Annotated in this window: 12 protein-coding genes; 10 read left to right on the top strand and 2 right to left on the bottom strand. The window is 64.6% G+C overall.

Going from position 1 to position 15,422, the window contains the following annotated elements; genetic code table 11:
• Positions 1 to 23 precede the first annotated feature (23 nt).
• The 5 genes from pbpC to ABIC03_RS00040 all read left to right on the top strand — a co-directional run bounded on the left by pbpC (position 24) and on the right by ABIC03_RS00040 (position 5,920).
• The gene (gene pbpC, locus ABIC03_RS00060) at positions 24 to 2,132 is read left to right on the top strand and encodes a penicillin-binding protein 1C (RefSeq protein ID WP_502916926.1); all 2,109 of its coding nucleotides are present in this window, start codon (positions 24 to 26) and stop codon (positions 2,130 to 2,132) included.
• A gap of 50 nt (positions 2,133 to 2,182) precedes the next feature.
• Complete coding sequence (locus ABIC03_RS00055; RefSeq protein ID WP_354054490.1) at positions 2,183 to 3,925, top strand: ArnT family glycosyltransferase; 1,743 nt, start codon at positions 2,183 to 2,185, stop codon at positions 3,923 to 3,925.
• A 1-nt stretch (position 3,926) separates the two neighbouring features.
• Positions 3,927 to 4,772: a phosphatase PAP2 family protein gene (locus tag ABIC03_RS00050; protein ID WP_275172621.1), complete on the top strand. Its 846-nt coding sequence runs from the start codon at positions 3,927 to 3,929 to the stop codon at positions 4,770 to 4,772.
• A gap of 63 nt (positions 4,773 to 4,835) precedes the next feature.
• Positions 4,836 to 5,585, top strand: coding sequence for a glycosyltransferase family 2 protein (locus tag ABIC03_RS00045; RefSeq protein WP_354054487.1), 750 nt, complete (start codon positions 4,836 to 4,838; stop codon positions 5,583 to 5,585).
• On the top strand, positions 5,582 to 5,920 hold the full coding sequence (locus ABIC03_RS00040) for a lipid-A-disaccharide synthase N-terminal domain-containing protein (RefSeq protein WP_275172619.1): 339 nt from the start codon (positions 5,582 to 5,584) through the stop codon (positions 5,918 to 5,920). Before ABIC03_RS00045 ends, ABIC03_RS00040 begins: the two co-directional genes overlap by 4 nt.
• 6 nt (positions 5,921 to 5,926) lie before the next feature.
• On the opposite strand, the gene ABIC03_RS00035 is transcribed toward ABIC03_RS00040, so the two are convergent.
• The gene (locus ABIC03_RS00035; RefSeq protein ID WP_354054485.1) at positions 5,927 to 7,618 is read right to left on the bottom strand and encodes a Na/Pi cotransporter family protein; all 1,692 of its coding nucleotides are present in this window, start codon (positions 7,616 to 7,618) and stop codon (positions 5,927 to 5,929) included.
• Between the two features lie 178 nt (positions 7,619 to 7,796).
• Positions 7,797 to 8,981: a cystathionine beta-lyase gene (gene metC / locus ABIC03_RS00030; RefSeq protein ID WP_354054483.1), complete on the bottom strand. Its 1,185-nt coding sequence runs from the start codon at positions 8,979 to 8,981 to the stop codon at positions 7,797 to 7,799.
• A gap of 393 nt (positions 8,982 to 9,374) precedes the next feature.
• Between metC and ABIC03_RS00025 the strand changes: the two genes are divergently transcribed.
• The 5 genes from ABIC03_RS00025 to ABIC03_RS00005 all read left to right on the top strand — a co-directional run.
• Positions 9,375 to 10,391, top strand: a complete 1,017-nt coding sequence (locus ABIC03_RS00025; protein ID WP_354054481.1) for an amino acid ABC transporter substrate-binding protein — start codon at positions 9,375 to 9,377, stop codon at positions 10,389 to 10,391.
• A gap of 25 nt (positions 10,392 to 10,416) precedes the next feature.
• Positions 10,417 to 11,622: an amino acid ABC transporter permease gene (locus ABIC03_RS00020; RefSeq protein ID WP_275172615.1), complete on the top strand. Its 1,206-nt coding sequence runs from the start codon at positions 10,417 to 10,419 to the stop codon at positions 11,620 to 11,622.
• Positions 11,619 to 13,139, top strand: coding sequence for an amino acid ABC transporter permease (locus ABIC03_RS00015; RefSeq protein ID WP_354054479.1), 1,521 nt, complete (start codon positions 11,619 to 11,621; stop codon positions 13,137 to 13,139). Before ABIC03_RS00020 ends, ABIC03_RS00015 begins: the two co-directional genes overlap by 4 nt.
• Positions 13,140 to 13,150: 11 nt before the next feature.
• Positions 13,151 to 13,888, top strand: coding sequence for an amino acid ABC transporter ATP-binding protein (locus ABIC03_RS00010; RefSeq protein WP_247286117.1), 738 nt, complete (start codon positions 13,151 to 13,153; stop codon positions 13,886 to 13,888).
• Positions 13,889 to 13,989: 101 nt separating this feature from the next.
• A partial coding sequence (locus tag ABIC03_RS00005) for a tetratricopeptide repeat protein (protein WP_354054476.1) occupies positions 13,990 to 15,422 on the top strand: 1,433 nt, incomplete at its 3' end.

The raw sequence follows: 15,422 nt of genomic DNA, 5'->3' as shown, positions 1-15,422 counted from the left end.
CGGACTGTGGTGCCGTCAAGAACGTGGATGGCCGGGACAAGCCCGGCCATGACGGAGTGCGGAGGTGGGGCCGTCGCGTTCTGTCGATAGCCGCCTTCGTCCTCATCCTCACCACCGTCGGCTTCGTCGCCTGGGTTTACTCCCTCGGTCCGCTGCCTTTCGACGAAGCCCGCCAGGTTTCCACCACCATCGTCGATCGCAACGGCAAGCTGCTGCGCGCCTATGCGATGGCGGACGGGCGCTGGCGGCTGCCGGTCGAGACCAAAACGAACGTCGATCCGACCTATCTGAAGCTGCTGCTCGCCTATGAGGACCAGCGCTTTTACGCACATGACGGCATCGACCCGCTGGCGCTGGGGCGCGCTGCGTTTCAGCTTGGGACGCGGGGCCACATCGTCTCGGGCGGCTCGACCATCTCGATGCAGCTCGCGCGGCTGATGGAGCCGCGGCGGCAGCGCTCGCTCTATGCAAAGCTGCGGCAAATGGTGCGAGCGATCGAGATCGAGCGCAGCTTGAGCAAGAGCGAGATCCTCGATCTCTATCTGGCGCTCGCGCCTTACGGCGGCAACCTCGAAGGCATTCGGGCCGCTTCGATCGCCTATCTCGGCAAGGAGCCGAAGCGATTGTCGCTGGCTGAAGCGGCGTTGGTGGTCGCGCTGCCGCAATCGCCGGAGACCCGCAGGCTCGATCGCCATCCCGATGCGGCGCGCAAGGCGCGTGACCGCGTACTCGACCGCATGGTCGAGGAGCAACAGATCAGCCTCGATGATGCGAAGCAGGCCAAGGCCGTTCCCGTGCCGAAACTGCGCAAGCCGATGCCGATCCTGGCGCCGCATGCCTCCGATGCGGCGCTTGCGACGGTCAAGGACGCGCCCGTCATCAAGCTGACGCTCGATGCCAACCTGCAAAAGGTGCTGGAGCCGCTGGCGCGCGACCGTGCCTTTGCGTTGGGGCCGAACATCTCGGTCGGCATCATCGTCGTCGACAATGAGAGCGGCGACGTGCTCGCCCGCGTCGGCTCGGCGGATTATTTCGACGAGCGCCGGGCAGGGCAGGTCGACATGACCCGCGCAGTCCGCTCGCCGGGCTCGACGCTGAAACCGTTCATCTACGGGCTCGCCTTCGAGGACGGTTTTGTTCATCCCGACAGTCTGATCGACGATCGGCCCGTGCGCTTCGGCTCCTACGCGCCGGAAAATTTCGACATGACGTTCCAGGGCACGGTGCCGGTGAAGAAGGCGCTGCAGCTGTCGCTGAACGTGCCCGCGATCGTGCTGCTGGACCGCGTCGGCGCAAGCCGGCTGGCCTCGCGGCTGCGCCAGGCCGGTGGCAATCTGGTGCTGCCCAAGGACGAGGCGCCCGGACTTGCCATGGGCCTTGGCGGCGTCGGCGTGACGCTGCAGGACCTCGCCCAGCTCTATGCGGGCTTCGCCCGGCTCGGCACCACCAAGCCGCTGCGCGAGATCATGAGCGACAGGGACGACCGCGAGCCGCTGCGGCTGCTCGATCAGGTCGCGGCCTGGCAAGTGGGTAATGTGCTGCTCGGCACTCCGCCGCCGGAGAACGCGGCTCACAACCGCATCGCTTTCAAGACCGGCACCTCCTATGGCTATCGCGACGCCTGGTCGATGGGCTTCGACGGGCGCATGACCATCGGCGTCTGGGTCGGTCGGCCCGACGGTGCGCCGGTTCCGGGCCTGATTGGGCGCGTCGCCGCCGCGCCCATTCTGTTCGACGCCTTCGCCCGGACCGGAAAGACGCTCCTCCCGTTGCCGAAGCCGCCGAAAGGAACTCTCGTTGCCAGTAACGCCAAGCTGCCGTTGCCGCTGAGGCGGTTCCGCCCGGTCGGAGACCTAGTGCGAACCGGGGGCGAACAGGCCCTGCACATCCAGTTTCCGCTGAACGGCTCGCGGATCGATGTCGATCGCTCAGGTGGCGAAGGTGGCGCAGCCATGCCGGTCAAGGTCGCCGGCGGCGTTCTGCCCATGACCGTCATGGTTAACGGAACGGCGCAGGGCGAGATCGACGGACGGCGCCAGCGGCTGATCGATCCGCCCGGTCCGGGCTTTGCGCGGCTGACGGTCATCGATGCCACGGGCGCCGCGGACACAGTTGTCATTCGAATTCAGTGATCCTGCCGCAAGCGGTTGTGGCGATGGCGGTTTCAGCGTAAGCGGAACCGATGGCCGAGACCTACCCAGCACCCCGTTTTGGAGCTCCTCGCGAGCCGAAATCCCCGGTGAATCCGGGCAGCCGGCTCGTGTCCATGTTCGACATCGCCACGGCCAGCCACGTCCGCGCGGTCGCCTTCCTGCTGCTGTGCGCGCTGCTGTTATTCCTGCCGGGCTTCTTCACGATTCCGCCGGTTGACCGCGACGAGGCACGCTTTGCGCAGGCCACCAAGCAGATGGTCGAGAGTGGCGATTATGTCGATATCCGCTTCCAGGAGGACGTCCGCTACAAGAAGCCGGTCGGCATCTATTGGCTGCAATCGGCCGCGGTCGAGACGGCATCGGCGCTCGGTCTGCCGCGGGCCGAATTGCGGATTTGGGTTTACCGGCTGCCGTCGCTGATCGGCGCTATCGGTGCCGTGCTCATGACCTATTGGGCGGCGCTCGGCTTCGTCACGCGGCGCGCCGCGGTGCTTGCGGCACTTCTGATGTGTGCCTCCGTGCTGCTCGGGGTCGAGGCGCGGCTCGCCAAGACCGACGCGATGCTGCTGTTCTGCGTGACCGCTGCAATGGGCGCGATGGCGCGGGCGTATCTGTCGTGGCAGCGCGCCGAGGACGAGACGCATCCGCCCTGGAGCTGGCCTGCGATCTTCTGGACGGCGCTCGCTGTCGGCATCCTGATCAAGGGCCCGCTGATCCTGATGTTCGCAGGCCTGACCATCGTCGCGCTCGCGATCCAGGACCGTGATGCCTCCTGGCTATGGAAGCTGCGCCCGCTCTGGGGCCTGATGTGGATGTTGGTGCTGGTGCTGCCCTGGTTCGTCGCGATCTTCTGGCGCGCGGGCGATGCCTTCTTCGCCGATTCCGTCGGCGGCGACATGCTGAGCAAGTTGGGCGCGCAGGAATCCCACGGCGCGCCGCCCGGATTGTACCTGGCCCTGTTCTGGATCACGTTCTGGCCCGGCGCGCCGCTCGCGGCGATGGCGGCGCCCGCGGTCTGGCGCGCGCGGCGCGAGCCCGGCGCGCAGTTCCTGCTGGCCTGGCTGGTCCCGTCCTGGATCGTGTTCGAGGTGGTGCTGACCAAGCTGCCGCATTACGTGCTGCCGCTGTACCCCGCGATCGCGATCCTCACCGCGGGCGCGCTCGAGCGGCGGGTGCTGTCGTGGTCCTGGCTGATGCGCGGCTCGGCCTGGTGGTTCGCGATCCCCGTGGGCGGCTCGATCATCGCGGTCGTCGGCGCGGTGATGCTGACGCGGCAGCCTGCTTTCGTCGCCTGGCCGTTCATCGCGGCCTCGCTGATCTTCGGTCTGTTCGCCTGGTGGCTTCACGACAACAACCACGCCGAGCGCTCGCTGCTCAATGCTCTGGTCGCAGCCCTGATGCTCGCGGTGACGGTCTACGGCATCGTGCTGCCGTCGCTGACGCCGCTGTTTCCGAGCATCGAGATCGCACGCGCGCTTCGCAACGTCACCTGCGTCGGCCCGAAGGCGGCCGCGGCCGGTTATCACGAGCCGAGCCTCGTCTTCCTGACGGGTACGCAGACGTTGCTCACCGACGGTTCGGGCGCGGCGGATTTCCTGCGGCAGGGAAGCTGCCGTTTCGCGCTGATCGAGCAGCGTTCGGAGCGCGGCTTCGTGCAGCGCGCCGAGGCGATCGGGCTGCGCTACAAGGTTGGCACGCGCATCGAGGGCTACAATTTCTCGCAAGGGCGTGCGATCTCGATCTCGATCTTCCGCTCGGAAGGCACCGAGTAGGATGTCGGCACCAACCGACATCGCGCCGCGCGCGAGCTATCCCGCGCAGTTGCTGACGCTGTCGGGGCGCGCCCTGGCGCAGCTCGTGCGCTCGCCCTCGCATTCGCGCCGCGCCGAGGCAGCGCGAAAGCTGGCGCGGCATTCGCTGTGGCTCAGTGCGGCAGGTGCAGCCCTGGTCATCGCGCTGATGGTCGCGTTCGACCTGACCGAGATCCAGCTGATGCCGGCGCGTGGCACGCCGGGCCTGTGGCCGATCCGCATCCTCACCGATTTCGGCAAGGACGAGTATGTGCTCTCGGTGCTCGGGGGCGTGCTGGTGGTGCTGGTGCTCGTTGCGGCGGGATTGCACGGCACAAGCCGCGCGTTGCTGCTCGGCCTCGGCACGCGGCTGCAGTTCATGTTTCTGTCTGTTGCCGTGCCCATATTCGTCGCTGAGATCCTGAAATATCTCATCGGTCGCGGACGTCCGTTCGTCGGCGGCAAGGCCAATCCGTTCAACTTCATCCCGTTCGAGGGGACGGGGGCCTATGCCAGCCTGCCGTCGGGTCATGCGGTGACGGCGTTCGCGCTCGCGTTTGCGGTCTCTGCGTTGTGGCCGCGCCTGCGCGTGTTCATGTTCACTTACGCGATCGTGATCCTGCTGACGCGACTGGTGCTGCTCGCGCATCACCCGAGTGACGTCGTGGCCGGCGCCCTGGTGGGCATGGTGGGCGCCATGGCGGTGCGCTACTGGTTCGCGGCCCGCAGGCTCGGCTTTGCCATCCGTGCGGACGGCACCATTGTGCCTCTTGCGGGGGCGGTCTCGGGCCGCCTCAAAAGGGTTGCCCACGGGGCATCCGCCCCATAAAAGCGGCTGCCTGCCGGGACCTCGGTTCCCGAGCCAAGCCAATTCCAACCACGAGCTTTCGATTTGTCGTCGCCCCAGCCTTCGGTTTTCCAGCCCTCGGTTTCCATCGTCGTTCCCGTGCGCAACGAAGCCGACAACATCGTGCCGCTGATCGAGGAGATCGGCGCGGCGCTCGACGGCCGCTGGGCCTATGAGATCATCTACGTCAATGACGGTTCGACGGACGCGACCAGCGAACGGCTCGGCGGGGTCATGAAGCAGCGGGACAATCTGCGCCAGCTGCGCCATGCCAAATCAGGCGGCCAATCTGCCGCCGTGCGCAGCGGCGTGCGTGCCGCACGCGGCGCGATCGTGGCGACGCTCGACGGCGACGGCCAGAACAATCCGGCCTTCCTGCCGGACCTGATCGCGGCGGTCGAAAACGGAAGCAAGGTCGGACTTGCCGCAGGACAACGCGTCGGCCGCAAGGATACCGGCTTCAAGAAGTTCCAGTCGCGCGTCGCCAACGGCGTCCGCAACGCAATCCTGAAGGACGGTACGCGCGACACCGGCTGCGGCCTAAAGGCGTTCCGGCGCGAGGTGTTCCTGATGATGCCCTATTTCGACGGGCTGCATCGCTTCCTGCCGGCGCTGGTGCGCCGCGAGGGTTTTGAAATCGCCTATGTCGACGTGATCGACCGGCCGCGACATTCCGGCGTGTCCAATTACGGTTTCTTCGACCGGCTGTGGATCGGCATCATGGATCTCGTGGGCGTGTGGTGGCTGATCCGCCGCAAGAAGCCGACGCCGGATGTGACTGAGGTGAAGGCATGATCATCCAATACGGTCAGGCGCTGAGCAACTATTTCTACGACGTCTTCGTCGCCAAGTTCGATTTTTGGCTGGCGTTCGGCCTCGTCGCGCAGCTGTTCTTCACAGCGCGCTTTTTGGTGCAGTGGATCGCGAGCGAGCGCGCCGGCAATAGCGTGGTGCCGATGGCGTTCTGGTTCTGCTCCATGGGCGGCGGGCTGATGACGCTGGTCTATGGGGTCGTCAAGCGTGAGCCCGTCATCATCCTCGGTCAGTCGCTCGCGACCATCATCTATATCCGCAATATCATGCTGATCGTGAAGAACCGCGGCCGCGCCTCGAAGACGCTGGAGCGCTGATCCACGTTAGCGCGGCAGCACCGACGCTGCGCCCGACGCGGGCAGGGCGGCGGTCTCCGTCTCGCGCCTGCGATGGGGCTCGCCGGCCGCGTCGAGCACGGGATAGGCGACCGAGCAGATATGCGAATGGATGCGGCGCAGGTCCCGCAGCACGTCGAGATGCAGCGACGTGGTTTCGATGGTCTCGGGCCGGCCCTCGCGCAGGCGATCGAGGTGGCGCTCGACGGCGGCAAGCTCGGTGTTGCGCAGCGCCGTCTTCTCCACCAGCAGCTTGCGCGCCTCGTTGGCGTCGCCCGACATGAAGACGCCGAAGGCGATGCGCAGCGAATCCATCGTGCGCTTGTGGAAGGCAGCGAGCTCCTCGGCGCCCTCGGGCGAGAACTGAAAGCGGCGCTTGATCTTCTTGGTCGCAAGCTCGCTCAGGCTCTTGTCGATGATGTCGCCGATATGTTCCAGATTGATGGCGAAGGAGATGATCTCCATGGCGCGCCGGCCCTCGCTCTCGTCGAGGCTGCCCCGCATGAGTTTCGTCACGTAGAGCTTGATGGCTTCGTCAAGGCCGTCGACGATGTTGTCCATCTTCGAGACCTGGTCGACCAGCGCGCGGTCGCCGCTCATCATCGCCGCCATCACCTTGCGCAGCATGATCTCGACGAGATCGCCCATGCGCAGGGTTTCGCGGCCGGCATCGGCCAGCGCCAGCGACGGCGATTCCAGCGCGGTCTCGTCGAGATAGCGCGGCCGTGCCGGATCGGCCTCCTGAACACGATCGGGCAGGAGCCGGGTCAACAGGCGCGACATGGTGTCGAGCAGGCCGATGAAGACCACGGCCGTGCCGACGTTGAAGGCGATATGAAACGCCGCCGTCATCCTGGCGAGATCCGGCTGCCAGGCGTGCATGTGCTCGGCGATCGGGCCCAGGAAGGGCAGGACCAGGGCGATCCCGATCACGCGGTTGACGAGATTGCCTACCGGCAGGCGATAGCTGGCGGGATCGTCACGCTTGGCGCCTTCGAATACGGGATTGATGGCGCTGCCGAGATTGGCGCCAAGCACCAGTGCGAGCGCGGCGTAAGGCGAGATGAACTGCGAATAGGCGAGTGACATGATCAGCAGCACGCTGGCGACGCTCGAATGCACCGCCCAGGTGACGAGCGCCGCAATCACGATGCACAGAACGGGATCGCCCGTGATGGAGGACATCACGAGGCGAACGCCCGGTGCGTTCTCGGCTGGCGCCAGCGTGTCGAGCAGGATGTGCAGCGACAGCAGCATCAGTCCGAGACCGATCAAGACACGGCCGACGTCCTTGATCCGCGAGCGCGGACCCGCGCGGAAGGCGACCAGTCCAAGCACGAACAGGACCGGCGCAACGGCGGCGATGTTGAACGACAGCACCTGCACGATCAACGTCGTGCCGACATTGGCGCCGAGCATGATGGCAAGCGCGGTGACCAGGCTGAGCAGGCCCTCGGCTGCGAACGAACTCGTGAGCAGCGCGGTCGCCGTGCTGCTCTGGAGCAGCGCGGTCAGCCCGAGGCCGGCGGCAAACGCGTTGAAGCGGTTACCAAGCGCCTTGCCGAGCAGCCGTCGCAGGTCCGGGCCAAAGGCGCGCAGAATCCCGCTGTGGACCATGTGCAGGCCCCACAGCAACAGCGCCACGCCGCCCATCAGATCGAGCAGTACCAACGTTCCCATGCTCCGTGTCCGGATGAGAGTCGATTGGTGAGGCTAGCGCCAATTGCTTGAGGTTCAAACCATTTGTTGGCGCATCGGCGTTAACGTTTGCGGCAGCTGCACGTTCCCGCGGCGCGCGTTGGCGCGTCCGCCGGCGCGTGATTGCCGCGTCCCGAGGCGCGATGCCTTGTGAGCAGGCTCACATTGCTGCCTTGAGGGCAGCGAAGCCGCGATCAAGATCCGCCTTGAGATCGTCGGTGCTCTCGAGGCCGATGTGCAGACGCAAGGTAGGCCCGCCCGGTGCCCACTTGGTCGCGGTGCGATAGGCGTCGCAATCGAACGGAATCACCAGGCTCTCGAAGCCGCCCCAGGAGAAGCCCATGCCGAACAGTTTTAGCGTATCGAGCATGGTGTCGACCGCCTTCTGCGGCGCCGGCTTCAAGACGATGCTGAACAGGCCCGACGCGCCCGTGAAGTCGCGCTTCCAGATCGCATGGCCTGGATCGGTCTCTAGCGCCGGATGCAGCACACGCGCGACCTCGGGACGGCTCGCAAGCCAGCGCGCCATGTCGAGCCCGGAGCGATGATGGTGCGCCAGCCGCACCGACAGCGTACGCAGGCCACGCAGCGCCAGGAAGACGTCATCGGGACCGGCGCAGACGCCGAGCAGGCGGATGCCTTCGGCGATCTGAGGCCAGGCCTTGGCATTGGCCGAGATGGTGCCGAACATGATGTCGGAATGGCCGCCGATATATTTGGTGGCGGCCTGCATGCTGATGTCGACGCCCTGTTCGAGCGAACGGTGATAGAGCGGCGTCGCCCAAGTATTGTCGTCGATGACGAGCGCGCCGCGCGCATGCGCGACCTCGGCGATGGCGCGGATGTCGGGCATCTCGAACGACTGGGAGCCGGGCGCTTCGACCAGCACCGCGCCTGTGTTGGGCTTGAAAAGCTTGTCGATGCCGGCGCCGATCATCGGATCGAAGTAGGTGGTCTCGACACCGTAGCGGGTGAGCATGCCGTTGCAGAAATTGCGCGAGGGCCGATAAACGTTATCGCAGACCAGGATGTGGTCGCCGGCCTTCAGCACCGAGAGCAGGGTGGTCGAGATCGCCGACAGACCCGACGGCACGATGCCGACGCCGGCGCATTGCGGCCCCTCCAGCGCCATCAGGGTGTCCTGGAACGCACGGGTCGTCGGCGTGCCGTGCCGGCCGTACTGGAACTCGCCGCGATGGGCGTGCAGGTCCTCGGCGGTCGGATAGAGCACGGTCGAGCCGTGGAAGACGGGCGGGTTGACGAACCCCTTCTGCGCCTTGGTGTCGCGGCCGGAGGTGACCAGCCGGGTTTCGGCGTGCTGCTCGGAGGGGTGTGAGGAATCCATGCGTCTGCTTTCAAAAGCGCGTTTCCAGTAGGCGCCCTGCGCCCGCGGGCTGGCCGAAAGGCCGCTGTCGTTAATAACAGAACACAGAAGAGTCCCGTCAACCCCTTGACCCGGCACGCCAGTCGTTCTGTTATCGCAGTGCTATTCAGTCGCCGCATGTTGAGGGGCCTGCCGCGACCTTCGATCCATCGCTTGACCGGACCATGCGCCACAGCCGTAACGGCGGGCGCTTTCGGCGGGGATTAAGGTAGGGCCTCCCGGGATCGGCGGGTGATCGGCAAGGTTTTCCAGCATGACTCTTGCAGGGCTAGTCTTGATACGGCTAGCCCCGGCAGAGACGATCGCAAAGACAACGTTCCTGACCTTGAGACGACTTTGAAAGGCCCAAAGCCCATGAAACGCGTAACCCTGGCTCTCACTCTCGCACTCGCCGCCGGCCTGACTGCCCAAGCCGCCGATGCGCAAACGCTCAAGACCGTCAAGGACCGGGGCATGCTGTCCTGCGGCGTCAGTCAGGGCCTGCCCGGCTTCTCCTCGCCGGACGACAAAGGCAACTGGACCGGGCTTGATGTCGACGTCTGCCGCGCGATCGCCGGGGCGATCTTCAACGATCCGACCAAGGTCAAATACGTGCCGCTGTCCGCCAAGGACCGCTTCACGGCGCTGCAATCCGGCGAAGTCGACGTGCTGTCGCGCAACACCACCTGGACCATCTCGCGCGATACGTCGCTTGGCGCCAACTTCACCGGCGTGACCTATTATGACGGGCAGGGCTTCATGGTGAAGAAGTCGCTCAAGGTGAACTCGGCGCTCGAGCTCAACAGCGCCTCGGTCTGTGTCCAGACCGGCACCACGACCGAGCAGAATCTCGCCGACTACTTCAAGGCCAACAACATGAAGTACGAGGTGATCGCGTTCGGTACCAACGACGAAACGGTCAAGGCCTACGAGGCCGGACGCTGCGACGTCTTCACCACCGACCAGTCGGGGCTGTACGCCAACCGCCTCAAACTTGCCAATCCCGGCGATCACATGGTGCTCCCGGAAATCATCTCGAAGGAGCCGCTCGGACCAATGGTGCGCCACGGCGACGACCAGTGGTTTGACATCGTGAAATGGACGCTGTTTGCGCTGGTCACCACCGAAGAGCTGGGGGTGACCGCGAAGAACGTCGACGAGAAGACGAAACAGGAAAATCCGGAGCTGAAGCGCGTCCTCGGCACCGACGGCAATTTTGGTGAACAGCTCGGCCTGAGCAAGGACTGGGTGGTGCGCATCGTGAAGGCCGTCGGCAATTACGGCGAAGTGTTCGACCGCAACGTCGGCGCGGGCTCGCCGCTTGGTATCAGTCGGGGTCTCAACAATCTCTGGAACAAGGGCGGTCTCCAGTACGCGCCGCCGATCCGCTGACCCCGCCTGACCCGCGCTCGCGGCGATGAGCATCGAGGCTCGCAAACCCCCGCCCCAGATCGCGCTGAAGATCAGGCGCGTGCTGGGGGGCAAGACAGGCTGGAACGGCATCGCCGTCCAGTTTGCCTTCGCTGCGGTCCTGGGCTGGATTGCCTATGAAATCGTCTCCAACGCCCGCGCCAACCTCGAGAACCAGCACATTGCCGCCGGCTTCGGTTTCCTCGCGAACAACGCCGGTTTCGACGTCAATCAGACGCTGATCTCGTATACCGGCTCGGACACGTTCCTGCGCGTGTTCCTTGTCGGGCTCCTCAATACGCTCGTGGTCTCGGTGGTGGGCATCGTGTTTGCCACCGTGATCGGCTTTATCGTCGCACTGTGCCGGCTGTCTCCCAACTGGCTGCTCGCGCGCGTCGGCGAGATCTATGTCGAGATCATCCGCAACCTGCCGCTGCTGTTCCAGATCCTGTTCTGGTACCTGGCGGTGCTCGCGGCCTTGCCCAATCCACGACAGAGCATTTCGCTGCTCGGCATCGCCTTCGTCAGCAATCGCGGTCTCGTCATTCCCCGCCCGATCGGCGAGAGCGGCTTCGAGGCGTTTCTTGCCGTGCTGGCGCTCGGCATCGTGGCTTCGCTGGCGCTGCGCATCCATGCGCGCCAGGCGCTGTTCCAGCGGGGGCAGATGATCCGGATCTGGCCCTATGTGCTGGGCCTGTTGTTCGGACTGCCGCTCATCACCATGCTGGTAGCGGGTCTGCCCTTCAGCTTCGAGCTGCCGCAGCTCAAGGGCTTCAATTTCGCCGGCGGCTCGCGGATCATCCCGGAGTTTGTGGCGCTCACGTTAGCCTTGTCGACCTATACGGCTGCCTTTATCGCCGAGATCGTGCGCGCGGGCATCCTCTCCGTCCACAGCGGACAGATGGAGGCGGGATCGTCGCTGGGACTGAGCCGCGGCACTACGCTCCGCCTGGTCGTCGTGCCACAGGCGATGCGCGTGATCGTTCCGCCGCTGACCAACCAGTACCTCAATCTCACCAAGAATTCGTCGCTGGCCGTCGCGATCGGCTATCCTGACCTCGTCTCCGTGTTCGCCGGCACGTCGCTGAGCCAGACCGGGCAGGCCATCGAGATCATCGCCATGACGATGGGCGTCTATCTCCTGATCTCGCTGATCACCAGCGCCGTCATGAGCGTCTACGGTTGGCGCGTCAGCCGGAGTCTCGGCGCATGAGCGATATCACCTCGTCCAGCTTCGTTCGCCAGGATATTCTCGGTGAGCGTCCCGCGCCGGTGAAGACCACGGGCTTCATCGGCCTGATGCGGACGCGCCTGTTCAACTCGCCGACCAACATCCTGCTCACGATCGTCGGCGCCTTGCTGCTATGGTTCACCATCATCCCTTCCGTCAGATTCCTGATGATCGATGCAGTCTGGACCGGCAAGGATCGCACGGCCTGCCTCGCCGAGAACGCCGGCTTTGCGGTCGGCGCCTGCTGGCCCTACATCCAGGCCAAGCTGCCGCAACTGATCTACGGCTTCTACCCCGAAGCCGAACGCTGGCGGGTCAACCTCACGCTCGTCCTGTCAGTGGTCCTGTTGGTGCCGTTGCTCATTCCGCGACTGCCGTCGAAAGGATTGAATGCAGGCCTGTTCTTCTTTGCGTTTCCGGTGGTCGCATTCTTTCTGCTCCACGGCGGCGGCATCAAGGGATTTGGCCTGAGCTGGACCGCTGACCTGCTGCAATTGTTCGACGACAGCATCATCGGCGCCGGGCAGGCTCTGCTCAGTCTCGGCAAGACGTCCACTGCCGCACCGCTGTTGTGGGTCGTCGGCAATGTCATCGTGCTCGTGGGCAACCTGATCTACTGGCTGATCTTTCCGCTGACTTGGCTGCGAGATCAGCTGCAGGGGACAGGCCAGTCGGTCTGGGCCGATTTCGCCATCACCGCCGCGATCGTCTCGCTGATCGCCTTCGTTCTCGGCGGTGGCCTCCGCACCGGGGGGCGGGCCCTGACATCCAGCATCGCCACCTTTGTCGCCATCGCAACCGTGATCAAGCTGATGGGGCTCGATCACGGCGGACTGCCGATCGTGCAGACGAACCTTTGGGGCGGACTTCTGGTGACGCTGGTGGTCTCCGTCACCGGCATCGTCACCTCGCTGCCGATCGGCATTGCGCTGGCGCTTGGCCGCCGCTCGACCATTCCGCTGATCCGGATCTTCTCGATCGCCTTCATCGAGTTCTGGCGCGGCGTGCCGCTGATCACCGTGCTGTTCTTCGCCACCTACATGCTGCCGCTGTTTCTGCCGGGCAATTTCACGGTCGACGGGTTGGTGCGTGCGCTGATTGGAATTTCGCTGTTTACGGGCGCCTATCAGGCCGAGAACGTCCGCGGCGGGCTGGCTGCGATCCCGCGCGGGCAGGGCGAGGCGGCCGCGGCATTGGGGCTGTCCTGGTGGAAGACGACCTCGCTCATCGTGCTGCCGCAGGCGCTGCGCCACGTCATTCCGAATCTCGTCAACAGCTTCATCTCGCTGTTCAAGGACACTTCGCTGGTCTCGATCGTGGCGCTGTTCGATCTCCTGGGCTCACTGCGGGCGTCGTTCTCGGATCCGAAATGGTCGTCGCCGTCGACCGCGTTCACCGGGTTCGCCTTCGCCGGGATCATCTACTTCATCTTCTGCTTTGGAATGTCGCGCTACTCGCTCTTCGTCGAGCATCGCCTCAACGCTCACCGGCGCAACTGATCGAGGTCACCATGTCCGACCCCATCGTCAAGATTTCCGGCCTGAACAAATGGTACGGCGAGTTTCACGTGCTGCGCGACATCGACCTTGCGGTCGAGAAGGGCGAGCGCATCGTGATCTGCGGCCCGTCCGGCTCGGGCAAGTCGACGCTGATCCGCTGTATCAACGCGCTCGAGGAGTTTCAGGAAGGCGAGATCGTCGTTGACGGCATTGAGCTCGGGCCGAACCTGAAGCACGTCGATGCGGTGCGGCGCGAAGTCGGCATGGTGTTCCAGAGTTTCAACCTGTTTCCGCACCTGTCCGTGCTGGACAATTGCACGCTGGCGCCGATCTGGGTGCGCAACATCCCCAAGAAGGACGCCGAGGCCGCGGCAATGAAGTTTCTGGAGCGGGTCAAGATTCCGCACCAGGCCAACAAGTTTCCGGGACAGATGTCCGGCGGTCAGCAGCAGCGCGTCGCGATCGCCCGCGCGCTGACGATGAACCCGAAGGTGATGCTGTTCGACGAGCCGACCTCGGCGCTTGACCCCGAAATGGTCAAGGAGGTGCTGGACACGATGGTCGACCTCGCTGAGGAGGGCATGACCATGCTGGTGGTCACCCACGAGATGGGCTTTGCCCGCGAGGTCGCCAACCGCGTCGTGTTCATGGACGCGGGCCAGATCATCGAAGCCAATACGCCCAAAGAGTTCTTCGCGGCCCCGCAGCACGCCCGCACAAAACTGTTCCTGAGCCAGATCCTGCGCTGAGCGCCTGCAATCCGGGTGACGTCGCTGGTCTAACCGCCCCGCCAGCTTGGCACCATGCGAATCGGCCAGCCTCTTTTCGGGCCATACTCCGGAGAGAGACTTTGCAGAGCAGCGCCGGCGCGCGCGCATTCCAGAACGCGCGATTGCAAAAGAAGTTGAAGAAGCAGGCGGACGCGGTCATGTCCGCCGCGGTTCAGGCACTCGGGCAGGGCAGATATGCGGAGGTCGAGACACTCTGCCGTCGGATTCTGACGGAGGTTCCGGATCATTTCGACGCCGCGCACCTGCTCGGCTTGCGCGCGTATGATTGTGGGCGGCTCGAGGAGGCGCAACAACTGCTCGAGCGCGCGACCGTGCTCGATCCGCGTTCGCCCGATGCCCATGGCAATCTCGGGGCCGTGTATTTCAATCTCCAGAAGTTTCAGGACGCTCGCGCATGCCAGGAGAAGGCCATTGCGCTGAAGCCGAATTCTCCAATTGCCTTGACCAATCTTGGCAATACGCTGCTGCACATGGGCCTCGCCGGGCAGGCTATCGAGCTGCACGATCGCGCTATCAGGCTAAAGCCGGACTATGCCGATGCATTTTGCAATCGTGGCATGGCGGAGCTGATCGAAGGCCAGTTCCAGCGCGCCAAGGAGAGTTTCGATCGCGCCCTCGCGTTTCAGCCGCGTCACGCGGAAGCGATCGCGGGCAAGGGCATGGTGTGCATCGAGCTCCGGCATTATGAGGAGGCGGCCGCAGCTATCGCGGCGGGGCTCGCGATCAAGCCGGATTCGCCGAAGATTCTGGCGCAGCGCGGACGGCTCAATCTCGATCTGTCGCGGCTGGAGCAGGCGCTTGCGGATTTCGATGCGGCGCTGGCGCTTTCACCGAGGCTCGAAGTGGCCTTGCAAGGAAAGGCGCAAGTCAACATTCTCAAAGGCAACACGGCCGGGGCGATTGCTGCGGTCAAGACCTTGCTGGAGGAAAATCCACGGTCGGACATCGGGATTGCGCTCCTGGCTTCCTGCTATGCGAGCCAGGGTGACATCGTGACGGCGCTCGAACATCTCGATGCGGGGCTGGCAATTGCGCCGGATTATGCGGACTTGATCGGGCGCAAGATCTTCTTTCTGGACTATCTTCCCGACGCCGATTTTGCGGTCCAGCAGGCCGCGCGAAAACAATGGTGGGACGCGGTCGGCGCCAAATTGCCGCGAAGGGCGTTGGCGCCCCGCACGCTCGATCCGGACAAGCGGATCTTGATCGGATATGTCGCTTCCGAATTCAGGAACCACTCGGCAGCGTTCGCTCTGTTGCCGGTGCTGCGCCATCATGATCACGCCAGGTTCGAGATCGTCTGCTATTCGTGTTCGCCGTTACAAGATGAGATAACGGACGAGTTCAAGTCGATGGCGGACGTCTGGGTCGACGCCTGGCAGCTTTCAGATGACGAACTGGCCGATCGCATTCAGGCCGACAAGGTCGATATCCTGATCGACGTGTCCGGGCACACGACCGGCAACAGGCTGCATGTTTTCGCTCGCAAGCC

The organism is Bradyrhizobium sp. RT6a, assembly GCF_040547675.1.
In the GTDB taxonomy this organism is placed as follows: Bacteria; Pseudomonadota; Alphaproteobacteria; order Rhizobiales; family Xanthobacteraceae; genus Bradyrhizobium.
This window is presented reverse-complemented; position numbering and strand designations above follow the sequence as displayed.